15 protein-coding genes are annotated in these 16,374 nt (G+C 61.5%); 10 read left to right on the top strand and 5 right to left on the bottom strand.

All coding sequences use genetic code 11. The features are described from left to right. The first annotated feature begins 2 nt into the window (after positions 1-2). On the top strand, positions 3-377 hold the full coding sequence (locus C5L13_RS10480; RefSeq protein WP_105383247.1) for a nuclear transport factor 2 family protein: 375 nt from the start codon (positions 3-5) through the stop codon (positions 375-377). A gap of 12 nt (positions 378-389) precedes the next feature. On the opposite strand, the gene C5L13_RS10475 is transcribed toward C5L13_RS10480, so the two are convergent. Next, positions 390-1,613, bottom strand: coding sequence for a DMP19 family protein (locus tag C5L13_RS10475; RefSeq protein WP_105383246.1), 1,224 nt, complete (start codon positions 1,611-1,613; stop codon positions 390-392). A gap of 133 nt (positions 1,614-1,746) precedes the next feature. Here C5L13_RS10475 and C5L13_RS10470 point away from each other — a divergent pair, with 133 nt between their 5' ends. The 5 genes from C5L13_RS10470 to hemH all read left to right on the top strand — a co-directional run bounded on the left by C5L13_RS10470 (position 1,747) and on the right by hemH (position 8,101). Beyond that, the gene (locus tag C5L13_RS10470) at positions 1,747-2,655 is read left to right on the top strand and encodes a heme-dependent oxidative N-demethylase family protein (RefSeq protein ID WP_105383245.1); all 909 of its coding nucleotides are present in this window, start codon (positions 1,747-1,749) and stop codon (positions 2,653-2,655) included. Between the two features lie 154 nt (positions 2,656-2,809). Next, positions 2,810-4,255, top strand: a complete 1,446-nt coding sequence (locus C5L13_RS10465) for a homospermidine synthase (RefSeq protein ID WP_105383244.1) — start codon at positions 2,810-2,812, stop codon at positions 4,253-4,255. 145 nt (positions 4,256-4,400) lie between these two features. Beyond that, positions 4,401-4,763 carry an outer membrane lipoprotein Omp10 gene (omp10, locus tag C5L13_RS10460; protein WP_105383243.1) on the top strand — a complete coding sequence of 121 codons (363 nt, stop codon included), beginning with the start codon at positions 4,401-4,403 and terminating at the stop codon, positions 4,761-4,763. A 213-nt stretch (positions 4,764-4,976) separates the two neighbouring features. Continuing rightward, complete coding sequence (locus C5L13_RS10455) at positions 4,977-6,941, top strand: 5'-nucleotidase C-terminal domain-containing protein (protein WP_105383242.1); 1,965 nt, start codon at positions 4,977-4,979, stop codon at positions 6,939-6,941. A gap of 125 nt (positions 6,942-7,066) precedes the next feature. After that, positions 7,067-8,101: a ferrochelatase gene (gene hemH, locus C5L13_RS10450; protein ID WP_105383241.1), complete on the top strand. Its 1,035-nt coding sequence runs from the start codon at positions 7,067-7,069 to the stop codon at positions 8,099-8,101. A gap of 53 nt (positions 8,102-8,154) precedes the next feature. Here hemH and C5L13_RS10445 read toward each other — a convergent pair whose 3' ends face one another. After that, a complete protein-coding gene (locus C5L13_RS10445; RefSeq protein WP_105383240.1) occupies positions 8,155-8,910 on the bottom strand; it encodes an MBL fold metallo-hydrolase in 756 nt (251 codons plus the stop codon). Between the two features lie 87 nt (positions 8,911-8,997). After that, a complete protein-coding gene (gene queC / locus C5L13_RS10440; RefSeq protein WP_105383239.1) occupies positions 8,998-9,708 on the bottom strand; it encodes a 7-cyano-7-deazaguanine synthase QueC in 711 nt (236 codons plus the stop codon). A 132-nt stretch (positions 9,709-9,840) separates the two neighbouring features. Between queC and C5L13_RS10435 the strand changes: the two genes are divergently transcribed. Further along, the gene (locus tag C5L13_RS10435) at positions 9,841-10,878 is read left to right on the top strand and encodes an SPFH domain-containing protein (protein WP_105383238.1); all 1,038 of its coding nucleotides are present in this window, start codon (positions 9,841-9,843) and stop codon (positions 10,876-10,878) included. A 4-nt stretch (positions 10,879-10,882) separates the two neighbouring features. After that, a complete protein-coding gene (locus C5L13_RS10430; RefSeq protein ID WP_105383237.1) occupies positions 10,883-11,341 on the top strand; it encodes an NfeD family protein in 459 nt (152 codons plus the stop codon). 10 nt (positions 11,342-11,351) lie between these two features. Here the strand turns inward: C5L13_RS10430 and C5L13_RS10425 are convergent, their stop codons facing one another. Further along, positions 11,352-12,347, bottom strand: a complete 996-nt coding sequence (locus C5L13_RS10425; protein WP_105383236.1) for a KpsF/GutQ family sugar-phosphate isomerase — start codon at positions 12,345-12,347, stop codon at positions 11,352-11,354. 144 nt (positions 12,348-12,491) lie between these two features. On the opposite strand from C5L13_RS10425, the gene C5L13_RS10420 reads away from it, so the two are divergent. Beyond that, a complete protein-coding gene (locus C5L13_RS10420) occupies positions 12,492-14,012 on the top strand; it encodes an outer membrane beta-barrel protein (RefSeq protein WP_105383235.1) in 1,521 nt (506 codons plus the stop codon). Positions 14,013-14,064: 52 nt separating this feature from the next. Here the strand turns inward: C5L13_RS10420 and galU are convergent, their stop codons facing one another. Continuing rightward, positions 14,065-14,952, bottom strand: a complete 888-nt coding sequence (galU, locus tag C5L13_RS10415; RefSeq protein WP_105383234.1) for a UTP--glucose-1-phosphate uridylyltransferase GalU — start codon at positions 14,950-14,952, stop codon at positions 14,065-14,067. Between the two features lie 201 nt (positions 14,953-15,153). On the opposite strand from galU, the gene C5L13_RS10410 reads away from it, so the two are divergent. Beyond that, on the top strand, positions 15,154-16,371 hold the full coding sequence (locus C5L13_RS10410) for a lytic murein transglycosylase (RefSeq protein ID WP_105383233.1): 1,218 nt from the start codon (positions 15,154-15,156) through the stop codon (positions 16,369-16,371). Positions 16,372-16,374: the final 3 nt, after the last annotated feature.

The raw sequence follows: 16,374 nt of genomic DNA, 5'->3' as shown, positions 1-16,374 counted from the left end.
GGATGACCGCGTCGCAGTCCCTTGCCGACCACCTGCTCTCGCTCGAAGCGGCGCTGCAGACGCGCGAGGTCCGTAGCTCCGAGACGAGGCTGCGCGACCTCCTGGCGCCCGACTTCCGGGAATTTGGGCGTTCCGGCCTTGCCTATACGTTCAACGACATCATGACGCGTCTGGTGGTGGAGGATGGGCCGGCCAACAGCTCGATCTCCAATTTCACCGTTTCAATGCTGAGCGAGACCGTAGCGCTTGCCACCTATCGCGGCACGCGGCTCAACGCGGACGGCAACAGGCAGTTCACCAACCGCAGCTCGATCTGGCGGCTCGAGGTCGACGGCAAATGGCGCATGGTCTTCCATCAGGGCACGGCGACCGAATAGGGCGCTTCGGCCTCACTTGGGCAGGATGCCGGCCTGGTCCGCAAGTCGTATCATCGCCTCATGCATGGCGCCGTCATCGACAGGTCCCGTGAGATCGTAGAGGGCATTGTCGAAATCATCGCCCTTGCCCGCCATGAAATTCCGTCGCTGATTGAGGTCGCGCGGATAGGGCGACGGGAACATGTCGATACCTTTTTGTATGGCCTGCGCCTGTTCTGTCAGTTTCCAGGCTTTCAGCGCTTCCAGAACATCCGGCATCAGGTTGCCGGAAGAATTGAAAAAAGCCTGATGGACCGAACCGTTCAGCATTTCATATTCGAAAACGCTTACGACCGTGATCTGCGCGTAAAGCGGTGGCAGCCCGGCCAACCGCTCCATGACCACATCGAGATCGTCATAGGGTTGGATGCAGGACATAAGTCGGTCCACGAGAAAGCGCAGTCTGTCGTCATCGGAAGCACTTGCGCGCAGGGGTTCGTAGATTGCAGTGAGTTCCGAAGAGGCCTCGACACGGCTGACGGCCTCGTCCATCAGCCTCGGCAGTTTTCGATAGCGATCGGAGAGGTTTCTGAGCACACGTTCAAATGCCTCATCCCGGAAGTCACCCTTGATCCACCGTTGGTAACGCTCTTTCGCAGTGCCATAGTTGGGCCCGAACAGTGCCTTGCCTTCACGAAACAGCGCCGCATGCATCGCCAGCCCCTCGGCATCCAGAATGGCAAGCAGATCATCGACGAAGACGCCGTCCTGCAGCACGAAGAAGGTCAAAAGACCGTCTGGAGCATTGGTCCAGCTGTCTGCAGCGGCGAGCATGAGGATCGGCCGCTCGGCCGGTGGAAATGTTTCGAGGCCGCGCAACAGCGCCGCCCTGAGCCTGGCTGCGCCTTCGGCTTCCAGCATGGCTTCGTAATTCAACCTCTCATCCGGCGCCCGAAAAAACAGGTTAGGAGACTCGATCCGGATCGAACGAGTGGAAAGCGCATAAGCCATGGGATAACGCTTGAGACTTTCCAGATCGCAGCTTCGGTCCGCAGAGGAGGCGACTGTGACCGCCATGGTGCAGCCGATCAGGAACACCGCCCAGAACAGGAGCCACAGGCGCCACTCGCTGCGGCTTTGCTCAGCCTCCTGCTGCAGCGGCGATATCCGTGTCCAGGCCTTCACGGCTATCTCGCGCGGTCCCCATGTCCTCAACATTTCCGCCGCGACATAGAACGCCCTGCTCGATAATCTCATCCGATACGCCCCACATGCTGCACTGCAGTATAATTTGTAGGGCCGCCTTTTCGTGTTCCAAGTCCCGAGGAGCGATTTTTACAACCGGGTGAATATGGCTTAAACCGATCCTGAAACGGCACATTCGAACGGCATGATTGAAAGAAGTTTGATTTACACGCCCTATGACGGCTCATCGGCGCCCTTCACCATCGGGCTTCTGCAACTCGATCCTGCCCGCTGGATCGAGCCGGACGGCGATCTCGCCTACTATCTTTCGGAAAAAAAGAGGCTCTTCGCAGAGCATGCGGAGCAGGTTTTTCGCGCCGAGCCCGGCACCGGGCAAGCGCAGCAGGAGATCCTCGATGCGTTGGCAGAATACCTGCCGGCCCATCATCCGGCCCTCTATCGGCGGAACGGCAATCTCATGGAGATGGCCGGCCGGACCCTCGATCTTGCCGACGACCGTTTGCCGCCGCTCCTCTCGGCGGGACTTCTGGTGCAGGACGATCTCGTGATCATGCGCAGGGGCGACGACGGTTGGCGCATCGCTGCAGCCTTCCTTGCCTTTCCCTCCTCCTGGTCGCTCGCGGACAAGTTCGGCAGGGTGATGGACGAGATACATGCGCCGGTACCCGACTTTGCCGGCGGCAGCCGCAATGCCGGCCTCATCAACCGCATGTTCGACAACCTGTCGCCCGCCCGCTTCGTCGTGCGCTGGAACTGGTCGGTGAACTGGGGTTACGCCCTCTACCGGCCGGCCTCCCAACTCGCTTCCGAAACCGAATCCGTGCCATCTGAGGATGCCTTCATCCGCATCGAACGCCAGACGTTGAGGAAGATGCCGGTATCGGGCGACATCCTCTTCACCATCCGTATCTATCTCGATCCGGTGACGGCGCTGGCGGGCCAGCCGAACGGCAAGGAGCTCGCCTCGTCGTTTGCCGATCAGCTCGAAGCCCTGACGCCGGAGCAGGCGGACTACAAGGGTCTGCTGCGCAAACGCGACAGCCTGGTTGCCATGCTGCGGAAAATGGCAACCGAGACGGTGACGGCTGGATAATTGCCGGATTTTCCCGGAAAGCCCGGCAGCCTCTTTATTGTGACGCCGATTTATGATCTAGAGCGCCGCGAATTGCGCTTGCGCGAAGGTCATCCGTCCACTGCCGAAGAAGCGGGCCAGCGGCCGTTCGGCTGCCGATCCGAAGGAGAAAAATATGTCAGAGCCTAACTATCCGGTTTATGCCGAAATCACCGGTCCGATCGTGATGATCGGTTTCGGCTCGATCGGCCGCGGCACCCTGCCGCTGATCGAACGTCATTTCAAGTTCGACAAGAACCGGATGGTGGTCATCGATCCGCTCGACGACGAGACCGGTATCCTTGCCAAGCACGGCGTCCGTCACATCAAGGAATATGTGACCAAGGAGAACTACAAGGAACTCCTGAAGCCGCTTCTCACCGCCGGCAAGGGCCAGGGCTTCTGCGTCAACCTTTCGGTCGACACCGGCTCGCTCGACTTGATGAAACTCTGCCGCAAGCACGACGTGCTCTACGTCGACACGGTCGTCGAGCCCTGGCTCGGCTTCTATTTCGACAAGAACATGAAGAACGCCGACCGCACCAACTACGCCCTGCGTGAAACGGTGCGCAAGGAAAAGGCGAAGAACCCGGGCGGCGCAACGGCCGTTTCCACCTGCGGCGCCAATCCGGGCATGGTCTCCTGGTTCGTCAAGCAGGCTCTGGTCAACCTTGCCAACGACATCGGCGTGAAGTTCGACGAGCCCGACCAGCACGATCGCGAAGGCTGGGCGAGGCTGATGAAGAAGCTCGGCGTCAAGGGCGTCCACATCGCCGAACGCGATACCCAGCGCACCAAGCATCCGAAGCCGCTCAACGTCTTCTGGAACACCTGGTCCGTCGAAGGCTTCATTTCCGAAGGCCTGCAGCCGGCCGAACTCGGCTGGGGCACTCACGAAGAGTGGATGCCGAAAAACGCCAGGCGGCATAAGAAGGGCTGCCAGGCGGCGATCTATCTGGAACAGCCCGGTGCCAACACGCGCGTGCGCACCTGGTGCCCGACACCCGGCCCGCAATACGGCTTCCTCGTCACCCACAACGAATCGATCTCGATCGCCGACTACTTCACGGTTCGCGACAAGGATGGCGAAGTCACCTTCCGCCCGACCTGCCATTACGCCTACCACCCGGCCAATGACGCGGTTCTGTCGCTGCACGAAATGTTCGGCAACGGCGGCACGCCGCAGCCGGTCCACCACGTTCTCGACGAGGACGAACTGGAGGACGGCATCGACGAACTCGGCGTTCTCCTCTATGGCCATGAAAAGAACGCCTACTGGTACGGCTCGCGCCTGTCGCTGGAGGAAACCCGTCGCATCGCCCCCTACCAGAACGCCACCGGCCTGCAGGTGACCTCGGCCGTGCTCGCCGGCATGGTCTGGGCGCTCGAAAACCCGACCGCCGGCATCGTCGAAGCCGACGAGATCGACTACAAGCGCTGCCTTGAAGTCCAGCTTCCCTATCTCGGCCCGGTCGAAGGCCATTACACGGACTGGACCCCCCTCGACGGCCGCCCGGGCCTCTTCCCGGAAGACCTCGACGAGAAGGATCCGTGGCAGTTCAGGAACATCCTCGTTCGCTGACGCCTGCAACGCAAAAACCGCCTGTTATCGACAGGCGGTTTTCGCCTCTCGAAACTTCTGCCTTTTCAACGCCACATCTTGCGTTACATAGGTTCCGAACGGCATGTTTTGCCGAAAGGGACGACCGAGTCGCGGGAGACAGATCATGAAAATCAAAGCGAGCCTTGTGCTCATCGCCGCTGCCAGCCTGAGCGCCTGCGTTTCCTCTCCGCAGCCGACCCGGGTGTCGGCTCCGGCTCAGCCTCAGGGCGTCGAAGGTACCTGGGTCGATCCGAACGGCATCGTCTCCTCGTTCCAGGCCGGCACGTTCAACACCCGCTCCAGCGACAGCAACACGCTGCTCGCCTCGGGCACCTATACCAGCCTGTCGCCGACGCTCGTCGAGATCAACATGACGTCGCTGGTGAGAAAGACCCAGTCGCGCGTCAATTGCTCTCTGGTCAATCCGAGCCAGTTGAATTGCACGCAGGACAGCGGCGCCCAGTTCTCGCTGACGCGCCGTAGCTGAGAACCGCCATTTCGCAATTTCAAGAACCCCGCCTCGGCGGGGTTTTCGCGTTTGGGGAGAGGCACACCCTCGTGCAACCCTGTCATATTTCCCTTGAAACCGCTCTGGCTTGATGAAAACATGCGCTGCACAACGATTGTCACGGTGGGACGCTAGAACAATCGGGGCGAGGCGGCGAGAAGCCGACCGATAAAAACAGGAGAGAGAAATCAGATGATGAAGACATTGAGATTCGGGTTGACGACAGCTTCGGTCATCGCCCTTTCAACCGGCGCCGCGCTCGCCGACTACGAGCTCAATATCCTGCACATCAACGACTTTCATTCGCGTATCGAGTCCATCAACAAGACCGATTCCACCTGCTCGGCGGAAGAGGAAGGCAAGAACGAATGCTTCGGCGGCGCTGCCCGCTTGCTCACCGCCATCAATCAGACCCGTGACGGCCTGAAGGCCGAAAACAAGAACGTCCTCCTGCTGAACGGCGGCGACAACTTCCAGGGTTCGCTCTTCTACACCACCTACAAGGGTGCGACGGAAGCCGAAGTGCTGAACGCCATGAAGTTCGACGCCATGACCGTCGGCAACCATGAATTCGACGACAGCGACGACGTCCTCGCCACCTTCCTGGACAAGATCCAGTTCCCGGTCGTGACCGCCAACGTGGTGCCGAGTGCGGCGGCGAAGATCGGCAACCGCATCAAGTCCTCGATCGTGCTCGATGTCGGAGGCCAGAAGATCGGCATCGTCGGCGCGGTCACCAACGACACGCCGGAAATCGCCAATCCCGGCCCGAATATCCAGATCGCCGAAGACGTCGCCAAGATCACCGAAGCCGTACAGGCCTTGAAGGGCCAGGGCGTCAACAAGATCATCGCGCTGACCCATGTCGGCTATCCCCGCGATCTCGCCGCCATCGCCAAGATCCCGGATGTCGACGTCGTCGTCGGCGGCCACACCCACACGCTGCTGTCCAATACCGCCAAGGACGCCGCAGGGCCGTATCCGACCTGGTCCGACAATCCCGCCGGCTACAAGGTTCCGGTCGTCCAGGCCTATCAGTATTCGAAATATCTCGGCGACCTGAAGGTCGTCTTCGACGACAACGGCGTGGTCAAGGAAGCGAACGGCGAACCGATCCTCATCGATTCCAAGTTCAAGCCCGATCAGGCCCTCGCCGCCCGCATCAACGAACTGAAGGCGCCGATCGAAGATCTCAAGAAAAAGGTCGTCGGTGCATCCGAGGCGGTCATCGACGGCGACCGCCGCAATTGCCGCGCCAAGGAATGCTTCATGGGCAATCTGGTGGCGGACGCACAACTCGATCGCGTCAAGGACCAGGGCATCACCATCTCGATCGCCAATGGCGGGGGCTTGCGCGCCTCGATCGACGCCGGCGAAGTCACCATGGGCGAAGTCCTGACGGTCCTGCCCTTCCAGAACACCATCGCGACTTTCCAGATCAAGGGTTCCGACATCGTTGCCGCGCTCGAAAACGGCGTCAGCCAGATCGATGACGGCGCAGGCCGCTTCCCGCAGGTCGCAGGCCTGAAATATTCCTTCGACAAGTCGAAGCCGGCAGGCAGCAAGGTCAGCGACGTGCAGGTCAAGGAAGGCGACAAGTTCGTACCGATCGATCCGAACAAGACCTATGGCGTCGTCACCAACAACTACGTCCGCGGCGGCGGTGACGGTTACAAGGTCTTCGCCACCGGCGCCCAGAACGCCTATGACTTCGGCCCGAACCTGGAACTGGCGCTGGCTGATTATCTCGGCGCCCACAATCCGTACAAGCCTTACACGGATGGCCGCATCACCGATCTCACCCCGGCGAGCTACACACCGCCGCCGAAGCCGGCTCCGGCTGCTCCCCCGGCCCCGGCCCCGGCCGCTGCCGCCCCGGCTGCACCGGCTCCTTCCGCCGCAGCTCCGGCTGCACCCGCGGCTCCTGCTCCGTCGCAGACCGCGGCTGCACCGGCAACGCCCGCTCCGGCAGCACCTGCTGCTCCTACGCCCGCAGGCCCGACCAAATACATAGTCGTCAAGGGCGATTCTCTTTGGAAGATCGCCGAAAGCACCTATGGCGAAGGCGAGGAGTGGACGAAGATCTCCAAGGCCAACTCCCTCTCCAATCCGAACCTCATCCAGGTCGGCAAGGAGCTGGAGCTGCCGGCAAGGTAGCCATCGGGCTCAGCCGGACAATTTGTCTCTTGTCAAAATGCCGGTCCGGGCTTTCCCGGGCCGGCATTTGTTTCTAGATAACTCGCAATTCACAGGCGCCTCGCCATTCGAACAAGAGTATCCGTATGTCTTCATCATCCGCCCACATGCCTCCTGATCATCCCAAAGTGAGTTTCGGCAAGGTCGGCGTGCTGCTCGTCAATCTCGGCACCCCGGACGGGACGGACTACTGGTCGATGCGGCGCTACCTCGCCGAATTCCTATCCGACCGGCGGGTCATCGAATGGTCGCGGCTCTACTGGTACCCGATCCTCTACGGCATCGTTCTCAACAAGCGGCCGCAGAAGGTCGGCAAGGCCTACGAGGAGATCTGGAACAAAGATCTGAACGAAAGCTATCTGCGCACCTATACCCGCAACCAGGGTGAGCTGATGGCCGAGCGGCTCAAGGACTTGGAAGATGTCGTGGTCGACTGGGCCATGCGCTACGGCAAGCCGTCGATTGCCGAGCGCATCGACGCGCTGAAAGAAAAGGGCTGCGAAAAGATCGTGCTCTTCCCGCTCTACCCGCAATATGCCGCCTCCACGACCGCGACCGTCAACGACAAGGCCTTCGAACATCTGATGAAGCTGCGCTGGCAGCCGGCGGTACGCACGGTGCCGCCCTATCACGACGATCCGACCTATATCGAGGCGCTGGCCAACTCCGTCTGGCAGACCTATGCGACGCTCGACTGGGAACCGGAAATGCTGATCGCCTCGTTCCACGGCATCCCGCAATCCTATTTCAAGGCGGGCGACCCCTATTACTGTCACTGCCAGAAGACCGGGCGGTTGCTGAAGGAAGCGCTTGGGCTCACGAGTAAGAACTTCATGATCACCTTCCAGTCGCGGTTCGGGCCGGAGGAATGGCTGCAGCCCTACACCGACAAGACGGTCGAGAAGCTGGCGGAAGAAGGCGTCAAACGCATCGCGGTCATGAATCCCGGCTTCGTTTCCGACTGCCTCGAAACGCTCGAAGAAATTGCCGGCGAAGCGGGTGAAATCTTCCATCATCACGGCGGCGAGAAATTCGTGCACATCCCCTGCCTCAACGACAGCGAAGGCGGCATGACAGTGCTGGAAAAGGTGGTGCGTCGCGAACTGCAGGGCTGGGTGTAAGCCGGGTCGTCCTGCCCGCCCCTGATTTCATTGCCTGTCCGGGTTCAAGGCGCTCAGCGGGCCGGCAGTTCGAACACATCGCCGTCTGCCGGAATCAGCAGGCGTGATGGACTGATTCCGGCCGTGTCGGCCGCCTCGCGCAGTTGTGGACGCGAAACGGTGGCGTGATCGAGCGCCTCCATATGCACGGCAACCACGGTGGCCTCCGGCGCGGACCGGCAGAGTTCGATCGTTTCTGCCGCATCCATGACGATGAGGTCGCCATCCCAGAGCGCGCCGCAGGAATGGCTGACGATGACATCGGGCGCGACACGCTCCACCGTCTCCACCACCGGCGGGTAAAGAACCGTATCGCCCGCCCAATAAACTACCGGCTCGCCGGGCGCGGCAAGCGTCAATCCCATCACCGATCCCATCTTTTCCCGGACCGGCCCGAGCCCATGGCTGCCCTCGCAGCGCGAGATCGTGATGCCCTGCCAGACGATCTCACCCTCGAGCGGTTTCACATCGGCAAACCCCTCGCCCAGGATCGTAGCTTCATCGCCCGGCTGACAGATCAGCGGCAGATGTTTCGGGACACGTTGCTTGGCCACTGAATCGAAATGGTCCGTATGGAGATGGGAGACGATCACCAGTTCGACGCCCTGCAAGACCTCGTCCACCGACCGCGGCAGGTCCGTCATCGGATTGGCGGATTTGCCGGTATAGGACGGCAGGCTGTGACGCGGCGCAAAGTAGGGATCGATCAGGATCGTGCGGCCCGCATAGGAAAGCTTGAGCGTCGCATTGCGGATCAATTGAAGCTTCATCGAGGCACCTCGCGCGGAAAGAATGCGAAGCCTAGACCGGTTGGCCGTGATGATCCAATGACTGTTCTAGATGAGACCGCTATTCTATTAACGCGTCTCCTCGGCCCTGAATCCTTCCGTCGCCGCCCTCCAGAAGTCAGGATCTTCATACTCCGTCGGATCGGCGATGCCGGCGAGATGGAAAGCCTCCCGCCGCTCGACGCAGGTGCCGCAACGACCGCAATGGCGCGTTCCGCCCTTGTAGCAGGACCAGGTATCCGCAAACGGCGCCCCGTGCCGCGCGCCATCCACGACGATATCCGCCTTCGATCCATTGACGTAAGGGGCAAGCAGTCTGACCGAAGCATAGCCATCGAGCGCATGGTCCTGCATCGCCTGAAAGGCATCGATGAAGCCGGGCCGGCAATCCGGATAGATGAAATGGTCGCCGCCATGCACGGCGATCGCCACGGCCTCCGCCTGTCTTGCTGCAGCAACCCCGAAGGCGACCGCCAGCATGATGGCATTGCGGTTCGGGACGACCGTCGCCCGCATCGTCTCTTCCGCATAATGGCCATCCGGCACGTCCACATCGTCGGTCAGCGCCGACCCAGTGAGTTGGCTGCCGACCCCGCGCATGTCGATGATCTCATGAAAGACGCCGAGCCGCCTGGCGCAGATGGCCGCGAAATCGAGTTCCTTGCGATGGCGCTGGCCGTAATCGAAGGAGATCAGGCCAAGAAGCTCTTCCTCCGCCGCTATTTTGTGGGCGAGCGAAACGGAATCCAGTCCGCCGGAGCAAACGACGAGGGTTTTCATGACGGTGTCCTTGTTTTGACCGGGTAGGCTGCGACCGGGAATTTCAGAGCGTGTTTAGAACCATCACCACCGCTTGTGAATAGCGGGCCGGTTGAATAGGATCGCGCCATCTGGGGTAGCGGAGAAATTTCCATGGAGCTTGGTGGATTCGATATCGTGGTGATCGGCGTGGTCCTGCTGGTCATCCTGATCCTCTTTGCCGGGATCAAGACGGTGCCGCAGGGCTATCTGTACACGGTGGAGCGGTTTGGCCGGTACACCCGCACGCTGGAGCCCGGCCTCAATATCTTGACGCCCTTCATCGAACGGATCGGCGTACGCATGAACGTCATGGAACAGGTGCTTGATATCCCCACTCAGGAAGTCATCACCAAGGATAATGCCAGCGTTTCTGCCGATGCGGTCGCCTTCTACCAGGTTCTCAATCCGGCGCAGGCCGCCTACCAGATTTCCAATCTCCAGAACGCCATCCAGAACCTCACCATGACCAATATCCGCTCGGTCATGGGCTCGATGGACCTCGACGAACTGCTCTCCAACCGCGAGGTCATCAACGAGCGGCTGCTGCGTGTCGTCGATGAAGCCGTCGGCCCCTGGGGCATCAAGGTCACCCGCGTCGAGATCAAGGACATCCAGCCTCCGGCCGACCTCGTCGAATCCATGGGCCGGCAGATGAAGGCCGAGCGCGAGAAACGCGCACAGATCCTCGAGGCCGAGGGCGCGCGCAGTGCGCAGATCCTCAGGGCCGAAGGCGCCAAACAGGCTGCTGTCCTGAAAGCCGAGGGCGAGCGCGAGGCCGCCTTCCGCGAAGCCGAAGCCCGCGAGCGTCTGGCGGAAGCCGAAGCCAAGGCGACGCAGTCGGTCTCCCAGGCGATCGCCGCCGGCGATGTGCAGGCCATCAACTATTTCGTGGCCCAGAAATACACCGAAGCCTTGGCTGAGATCGGCAAGGCTCCCAACTCGAAGATCGTCCTGATGCCGATGGAAGCGTCGTCGCTGATCGGTTCGCTTGGCGGCATTGGCGCGATTGCCAGAGAAGTCTTTGGCGATGGTCCGACGCCCGGCGCAACGCCTCGTGTGCCGCCACCACCGCGCACGCCGACCGGGCCGAAATTGACGACCTCGCCGATAAATCCCTTCGCACCGCCCTCGCCATCCTCCGAGACCTGAAGACATGGTGCAAGAATTGGTAAGCGGCCTTGGTCTCTGGAGTTGGTGGATCCTCGGTCTGGTCCTGTTGGCCGCCGAACTCGCGGCGCCGGGCGTTTTCCTGATCTGGATCGGCCTCGCCGCAGTCGTGATCGGCGCGCTTTCGCTCCTCTTTTGGGAGGCAGCTTTCTGGAGCTGGCAACTTCAGCTTCTGCTTTTTGCCGTGCTGTCGATCGCCTTCGCACTTGCCGGACGCCGCTTCTATGCCGGGCGCAATCAGGCCAGCGACGAACCCATGCTCAATCGCCGTGGCGAAAGCCTGGTCGGGCGCACCGCGACCCTACAGGAACCTATAACCGAAGGGCGCGGCCGCATTCGGCTCGACGACACATGGTGGCCGGTCATGGGGCCGGACCTGCCGGCTGGAACTCGGGTAAAAGTGGTCGTCGCGACCGGTCGCGATCTGACGGTCGAAGCGGCCTGAAGCAAAAAGATCAGGCGACGCCGACGCGCAGCAGATCGTGGAAATGCACAATGCCGACCGGTTTGCGGCCTTCGTCGACGACGATCAGGGCGCCGATGCTGTGCTTGTTGAGCAGCGCCATGGCGGCCGTCGCCAGGGTTTCCTTGCCAACGGTCTTGGGATTGCGCGTCATCACTTCGTCGACGATCGTCTCGCCGAGATTGCGGTCCAGATGGCGGGCGAGGTCGCCATCGCTGACGACGCCGCACAGGCAACCGTCCTCATCCACCACGCCGACGCAGCCGAAGCGCTTGCGCGACAGCTCATGAATAGCCTCGGACATCAAGACGCCCTTTTGCACCAGCGGAACACGCTCGCCCGTATGCATGAGGTCGCTGACATGGCTGAGCATCGCACCGAGCTTGCCACCCGGATGATAGATCCGGAAATCGACGGCGGAGAACCCTCTTGCTTCCAGAAGAGCCACCGCCAGCGCGTCGCCCATGGCGAGTTGCATCAGCGTCGAAGTGGTGGGAGCCAGGCCGTGCGGGCAGGCTTCCTGTTCCCTCGGCAGAAGCAGCACCACGTCGGCTTCGCGAGCGAGTGTCGAAATCGCACCGGACGTCAGGGCGATCAGCGGGATCGAGAAGCGCCGGGTAAAGGAAACGATCCCCTGAAGTTCGGCCGTTTCGCCGCCCCAGGAAAGCGCAAGCACCACGTCGCCGGGCGCGATCATGCCGAGATCGCCGTGATTGGCCTCGACCGGATGGACAAAGAAAGAGGGCGTGCCGGTCGATGCGAGGCTGGCGGCGATCTTGCGGCCGATATGGCCGCTCTTGCCGACACCGGTCACGACCACCCGACCGTCGATCTCGCCGATCAGTTCCACCGCTTCCCGGAAACTGTCCCCGAGGCCGTTCTGAAGGGCAATCTCAAGCGCGTTAAGGCCTTGTTTTCCGAAGGAAACCGTCCTCAGCGCAGAATCGACGACGTCATGTTCTACGAGTTGCAAAGCTCTCTTGATCATGGCGAAGCCTTAGCGCCTTTCGCCCGCCAAGTCCATCAGGTTCGGCACCCGCTCACCAAGTTCCCCGCCTGGCACGTTGCCGCAACCAAACATTAACCACATGGCTTTACGTTTGGGTAAGCATTCGATCGCCCAGGCAGGCTCATGAAGATCATCACGAAAACAGGTAGGACGCGTGACCGGCGCCGCGCGGCGGTCGGCCTGCTGCTTGCCTGTTCGGCGCTTGCCTCACCTGCCGTCGCACAGACGGTCAGCCCTTTTCCGCCACGCAGCGGTTCCCTGCCCTCGCTGACGAACACCACGTCCTCTGCCCCGGCAACCAACCCCGCAGCGGGCACCACGGCGCAACAGCCCCCCAATGGCGCCGATGCAACCCCCGGGGCCAATCTGACGGATCCGAATGTTGCCACCGGCTCGGTACCGGGCAACGCCCGCCCGTCGGATGAGGAGCCCCGGTACGAGGAAGACCTGAACCAGCCCTACGAGCAGCCACTCGATCCGGGTGCCGAACCGCTCGAATCCCAGGAACAGCCCCGCGACCCCATCGACCCGACCGGCATCCGGCTCGGGAGCTTTCTTCTTCGCCCTTCGGTGAACAACAGCATCGAGACGGAGAGGACAAAATCCAACGGTACCAGCACCCGCCGCGACTATCTCTCCACCGCGATCCGCGGCACGCTCTCCTCCGACTGGTCGCGCCATTCGCTGACGGTCACGGGTGAAGGCACGTTCGAACGGGATTTTCACGGCGGCCAGGACGATATTCAGCCGGAAGGCCAGGTCGACGCCGACCTGCGGCTCGACCTTGCTGACGATACGATTGCACACATCACCGGCGGCTACCGCTTCAGCCGGGAGGAGGACTACGATCCGAATGCCGTCGGCGGCGCCGCGACGCAGCCGGGAGTGCATGAATTCAATGGCGGGCTATCCGTCGAGCGGGACTTCGGCAAGGTCCGCGGCATGGCGGCAGTCGACCTGTCCCGCGCCAGCTATACGGATGCCAAACTGTCCGACGGCACGACGATCAGCATGAGGGACCGCAACCGCACCGGCATCGACGGAAGGCTGCGGCTTGGCTACGAGCTTTCGCCTGCGCTCATTCCTTTCGTGGAGGTGGCGACAGGCCATACCTTCTACGACCTCAAGCGCGACAGTTCGGGTTACGCCCGCTCCTCGCAGAGCTATGCGGCGCGCACCGGCGTGGAATTCGATCTCGGCGAGAAGCTGCGAGGCGAAATCGGCGCAGGCTACGAACTTGTCGACTACGAGGACAGCCGCCTCAAGTCGGTCGATGCCATCACCTTCAACGGCAATGCCATCTGGTCGCCGCAGCGCGGCACCGAGGTCGATCTCGGCCTGCGCACCACGGTCCAGGATTCGACCACGCCCGGCCAGAGCGGCTGGGTTGAATACCAGTTGACCGCCGAAGTCGCCCATGAGCTGCGCGACAACGTCGTCGCACGCCTCACCGGCAGCACGACGTTGCGGGATTTCCCAAGCGGCAACAGCGACGAGACCGTCTGGGTGGCGGGCGCCGGTCTCACTTGGGCCATCAATCGCTATCTCGATTTCACCGGCGATGTCGAATACGAGCGCGCCGAGGGCGGCAGCTCCGACAACCGCATCGTCCGCGCCGGCGTCGGCCTGACGGTAAAACGCTGAAGCAACAAAAACCCGGGCGCAAGACCCGGGCTCTTCGCAACATGCGGTCATCTCACTTCAGCGACGCGATCAGTGCCTTCATCGGCCCCTCGATTGCCGGGCGGATGTCGGCGCGCTGCAGGGCGAAGGCAAGGTTCGCCAGGATGAAACCGTCCTTGGCGCCGCAATCGAAAGTGTCGCCCTTGAAGGGATAGGCGGCGAATTCCTGGGAGTTGGCGAGTGCCAGCATGCCGTCGGTGAGCTGGATCTCGTTGCCCGCGCCACGCTCCTGCGTTTCCAGGATCTTGAAGATTTCCGGCTGCAGGATATAGCGGCCGTTGATGTAGAGATTGGACGGCGCGGTCCCCTTGGCAGGCTTTTCGACCATCTGGGTGATCTTGAAGCCTTCGCCCACGGCCTCGCCGACGCCGACGATTCCGTATTTATGTGCCTGTTCCGGATCGCACTCCTGAACAGCCAAAACATTGCCGCCGGTCTGGGCGTAAAGATCGACCATCCCCTTCAGGCAGCCCTTGTCCGCCGACATGATCATGTCCGGCAGCAGCACGGCGAAAGGTTCGTTTCCGACGATGTCGCGGGCGCACCAGACCGCGTGGCCGAGCCCGAGCGGCACCTGCTGGCGCGTGAAGCTCGCGGTGCCCGCTTTCGGCAGAAGTCCGGCGAGCAGCGTCAGTTCGGCATTCTTGTTGCGCTCGCGCAGCATCTGCTCCAGCTCGTACTGGATGTCGAAATAGTCTTCGATCACACCCTTGCCGCGACCGGTGACGAAGACGAAATGCTCGATTCCCGCTTCGGCCGCTTCATCCACGACATACTGGATGACCGGCTTGTCGACGACGGTCAGCATTTCCTTCGGCACCGCCTTGGTCGCAGGCAGGAAGCGCGTACCCAGACCTGCTACCGGAAAGACTGCCTTACGGATCTTCTGTTGTTGTGCCACTCATGCCTCCTGAAGCACTTCATTGTGCGAATTCTGCGACTCCCGGCCTGTAGCGACGAATTACTACCGTTTCGCAAAGACTGCCGCGGGCCGGATTTCTATGGTAAAGAATTTGTTGACCCTATTCTGTTATTACATCGTTAAGCCGCTTGCCACTCTCGCCGTCAGGCTTGGTTAAAAGAAGAATGGACTCGACTGCCGATGAAGACATTTCGCACCAACCTCTTGCGCGGGTTTGTTATCCCCTTGCTCGGCCTTGCCGCCGCGGGCATGCCGATAGATGCTCGGGCTGATGTCGCTTTCAAGACTTGGATCGTAAAATTCTACGACACGGCCGCCAAGAGCGGCATTAGCCGTTCCACCTACGAAAAAGCCTTTGCCGGCGTCACCGAGCCGGACCGGGACGTGCTCGACAAGGCGGCCTACCAGCCGGAATTCAAATCGAAGATATGGGATTACCTGGATTCCCGGGTGAACCCCTATACTGTCCGTATCGGCCGCGAAATGGCGGCGAAATACGGTTCCACCCTGAACGCCCTGGAGCGGCATTTCGGCGTCGACAAGCACATCCTCCTCGCCATCTGGTCTATGGAGTCCAATTACGGCGCCGTCTTGGAAAAACCGGATCGCCTGCATCACGTGCCACAGGCTTTGGCAACTCTTGCCTGGGGCGATCCCAACCGCTCCAAGTTTGCCCGCACCCAGCTCATCGCGGCGTTGAAGATCCTGCAGTCCGGCGATGTGACGCCCAAGCAGCTCACCGGGTCGTGGGCGGGCGCCATGGGTCATACCCAGTTCATTCCGACGAGCTACCTGCTCTATGCCGTCGATGCTGATGGTAACGGCAAGCGGGACATCTGGCATTCGGTGCCCGATGCACTGGCCACGTCAGCCAACCTGCTGGCGAAGAACGGCTGGCAGAACGGCAAGACCTGGGGTTACGAAGCGGTGCTTCCCGCCAACGGCGCTCGCCTCGAAGGCCAGACCAAGCCGCTCGCCGAATGGGCAAAGCTCGGTTTTGCCCGCCCAAACGGCAAGAGTTTTCCGCGCGGCACCGATCGCGCGACGCTAAAGCTGATGGCAGGCGCGAATGGCCCCGCCTTTCTGATGCTGAAGAATTTCTTCGTGGTGAAGCGCTATAACGCCGCCGACAGCTACGCGCTCGGGGTCGGACTACTTGCCGACGAACTGGCCGGTCATGGCGGTGTGCAACAGCACTGGCCGCGGCCGAACGGCACGCTCGACATCAAGCAGAAATTCGAACTCCAGTCGCGCATGAAGGAACTCGGCTACTACGAAGGCGAAGTCGACGGCAATTTCGGCTCCGGTTCGAAAGCCGCCATTTCCGTCATTCAGAAACGTCTCGGCATGCAGCCGAACGGCGAACCGTCACGGCAGCTTCTCGAAGCTTTGCGTTGACAG

Source organism: Neorhizobium alkalisoli, from assembly GCF_002968635.1.
GTDB classification, from domain to species: Bacteria; Pseudomonadota; Alphaproteobacteria; order Rhizobiales; family Rhizobiaceae; genus Neorhizobium; species Neorhizobium alkalisoli.
The sequence above is the reverse complement of the archived record's forward strand: the minus strand, read 5'-3'. Positions and strand labels throughout refer to the sequence as shown.

Bases quoted from the DNA above. Each gene is read 5' to 3' on its own strand.
- omp10 (WP_105383243.1), top strand. From the start codon at position 4,401: ATGAAAATCAAAGCGAGCCTTGTGCTCATCGCCGCTGCCAGCCTGAGC.
- C5L13_RS10455 (WP_105383242.1), top strand. From the start codon at position 4,977: ATGATGAAGACATTGAGATTCGGGTTGACGACAGCTTCGGTCATCGCC.
- C5L13_RS10470 (WP_105383245.1), top strand. From the start codon at position 1,747: ATGATTGAAAGAAGTTTGATTTACACGCCCTATGACGGCTCATCGGCG.
- C5L13_RS10420 (WP_105383235.1), top strand. From the start codon at position 12,492: ATGAAGATCATCACGAAAACAGGTAGGACGCGTGACCGGCGCCGCGCG.
- C5L13_RS10430 (WP_105383237.1), top strand. From the start codon at position 10,883: ATGGTGCAAGAATTGGTAAGCGGCCTTGGTCTCTGGAGTTGGTGGATC.
- C5L13_RS10465 (WP_105383244.1), top strand. From the start codon at position 2,810: ATGTCAGAGCCTAACTATCCGGTTTATGCCGAAATCACCGGTCCGATC.
- hemH (WP_105383241.1), top strand. From the start codon at position 7,067: ATGTCTTCATCATCCGCCCACATGCCTCCTGATCATCCCAAAGTGAGT.
- C5L13_RS10480 (WP_105383247.1), top strand. From the start codon at position 3: ATGACCGCGTCGCAGTCCCTTGCCGACCACCTGCTCTCGCTCGAAGCG.
- queC (WP_105383239.1), bottom strand. From the start codon at position 9,708: ATGAAAACCCTCGTCGTTTGCTCCGGCGGACTGGATTCCGTTTCGCTC.
- C5L13_RS10435 (WP_105383238.1), top strand. From the start codon at position 9,841: ATGGAGCTTGGTGGATTCGATATCGTGGTGATCGGCGTGGTCCTGCTG.
- C5L13_RS10410 (WP_105383233.1), top strand. From the start codon at position 15,154: ATGAAGACATTTCGCACCAACCTCTTGCGCGGGTTTGTTATCCCCTTG.
- C5L13_RS10425 (WP_105383236.1), bottom strand. From the start codon at position 12,347: ATGATCAAGAGAGCTTTGCAACTCGTAGAACATGACGTCGTCGATTCT.
- C5L13_RS10445 (WP_105383240.1), bottom strand. From the start codon at position 8,910: ATGAAGCTTCAATTGATCCGCAATGCGACGCTCAAGCTTTCCTATGCG.
- C5L13_RS10475 (WP_105383246.1), bottom strand. From the start codon at position 1,613: ATGAGATTATCGAGCAGGGCGTTCTATGTCGCGGCGGAAATGTTGAGG.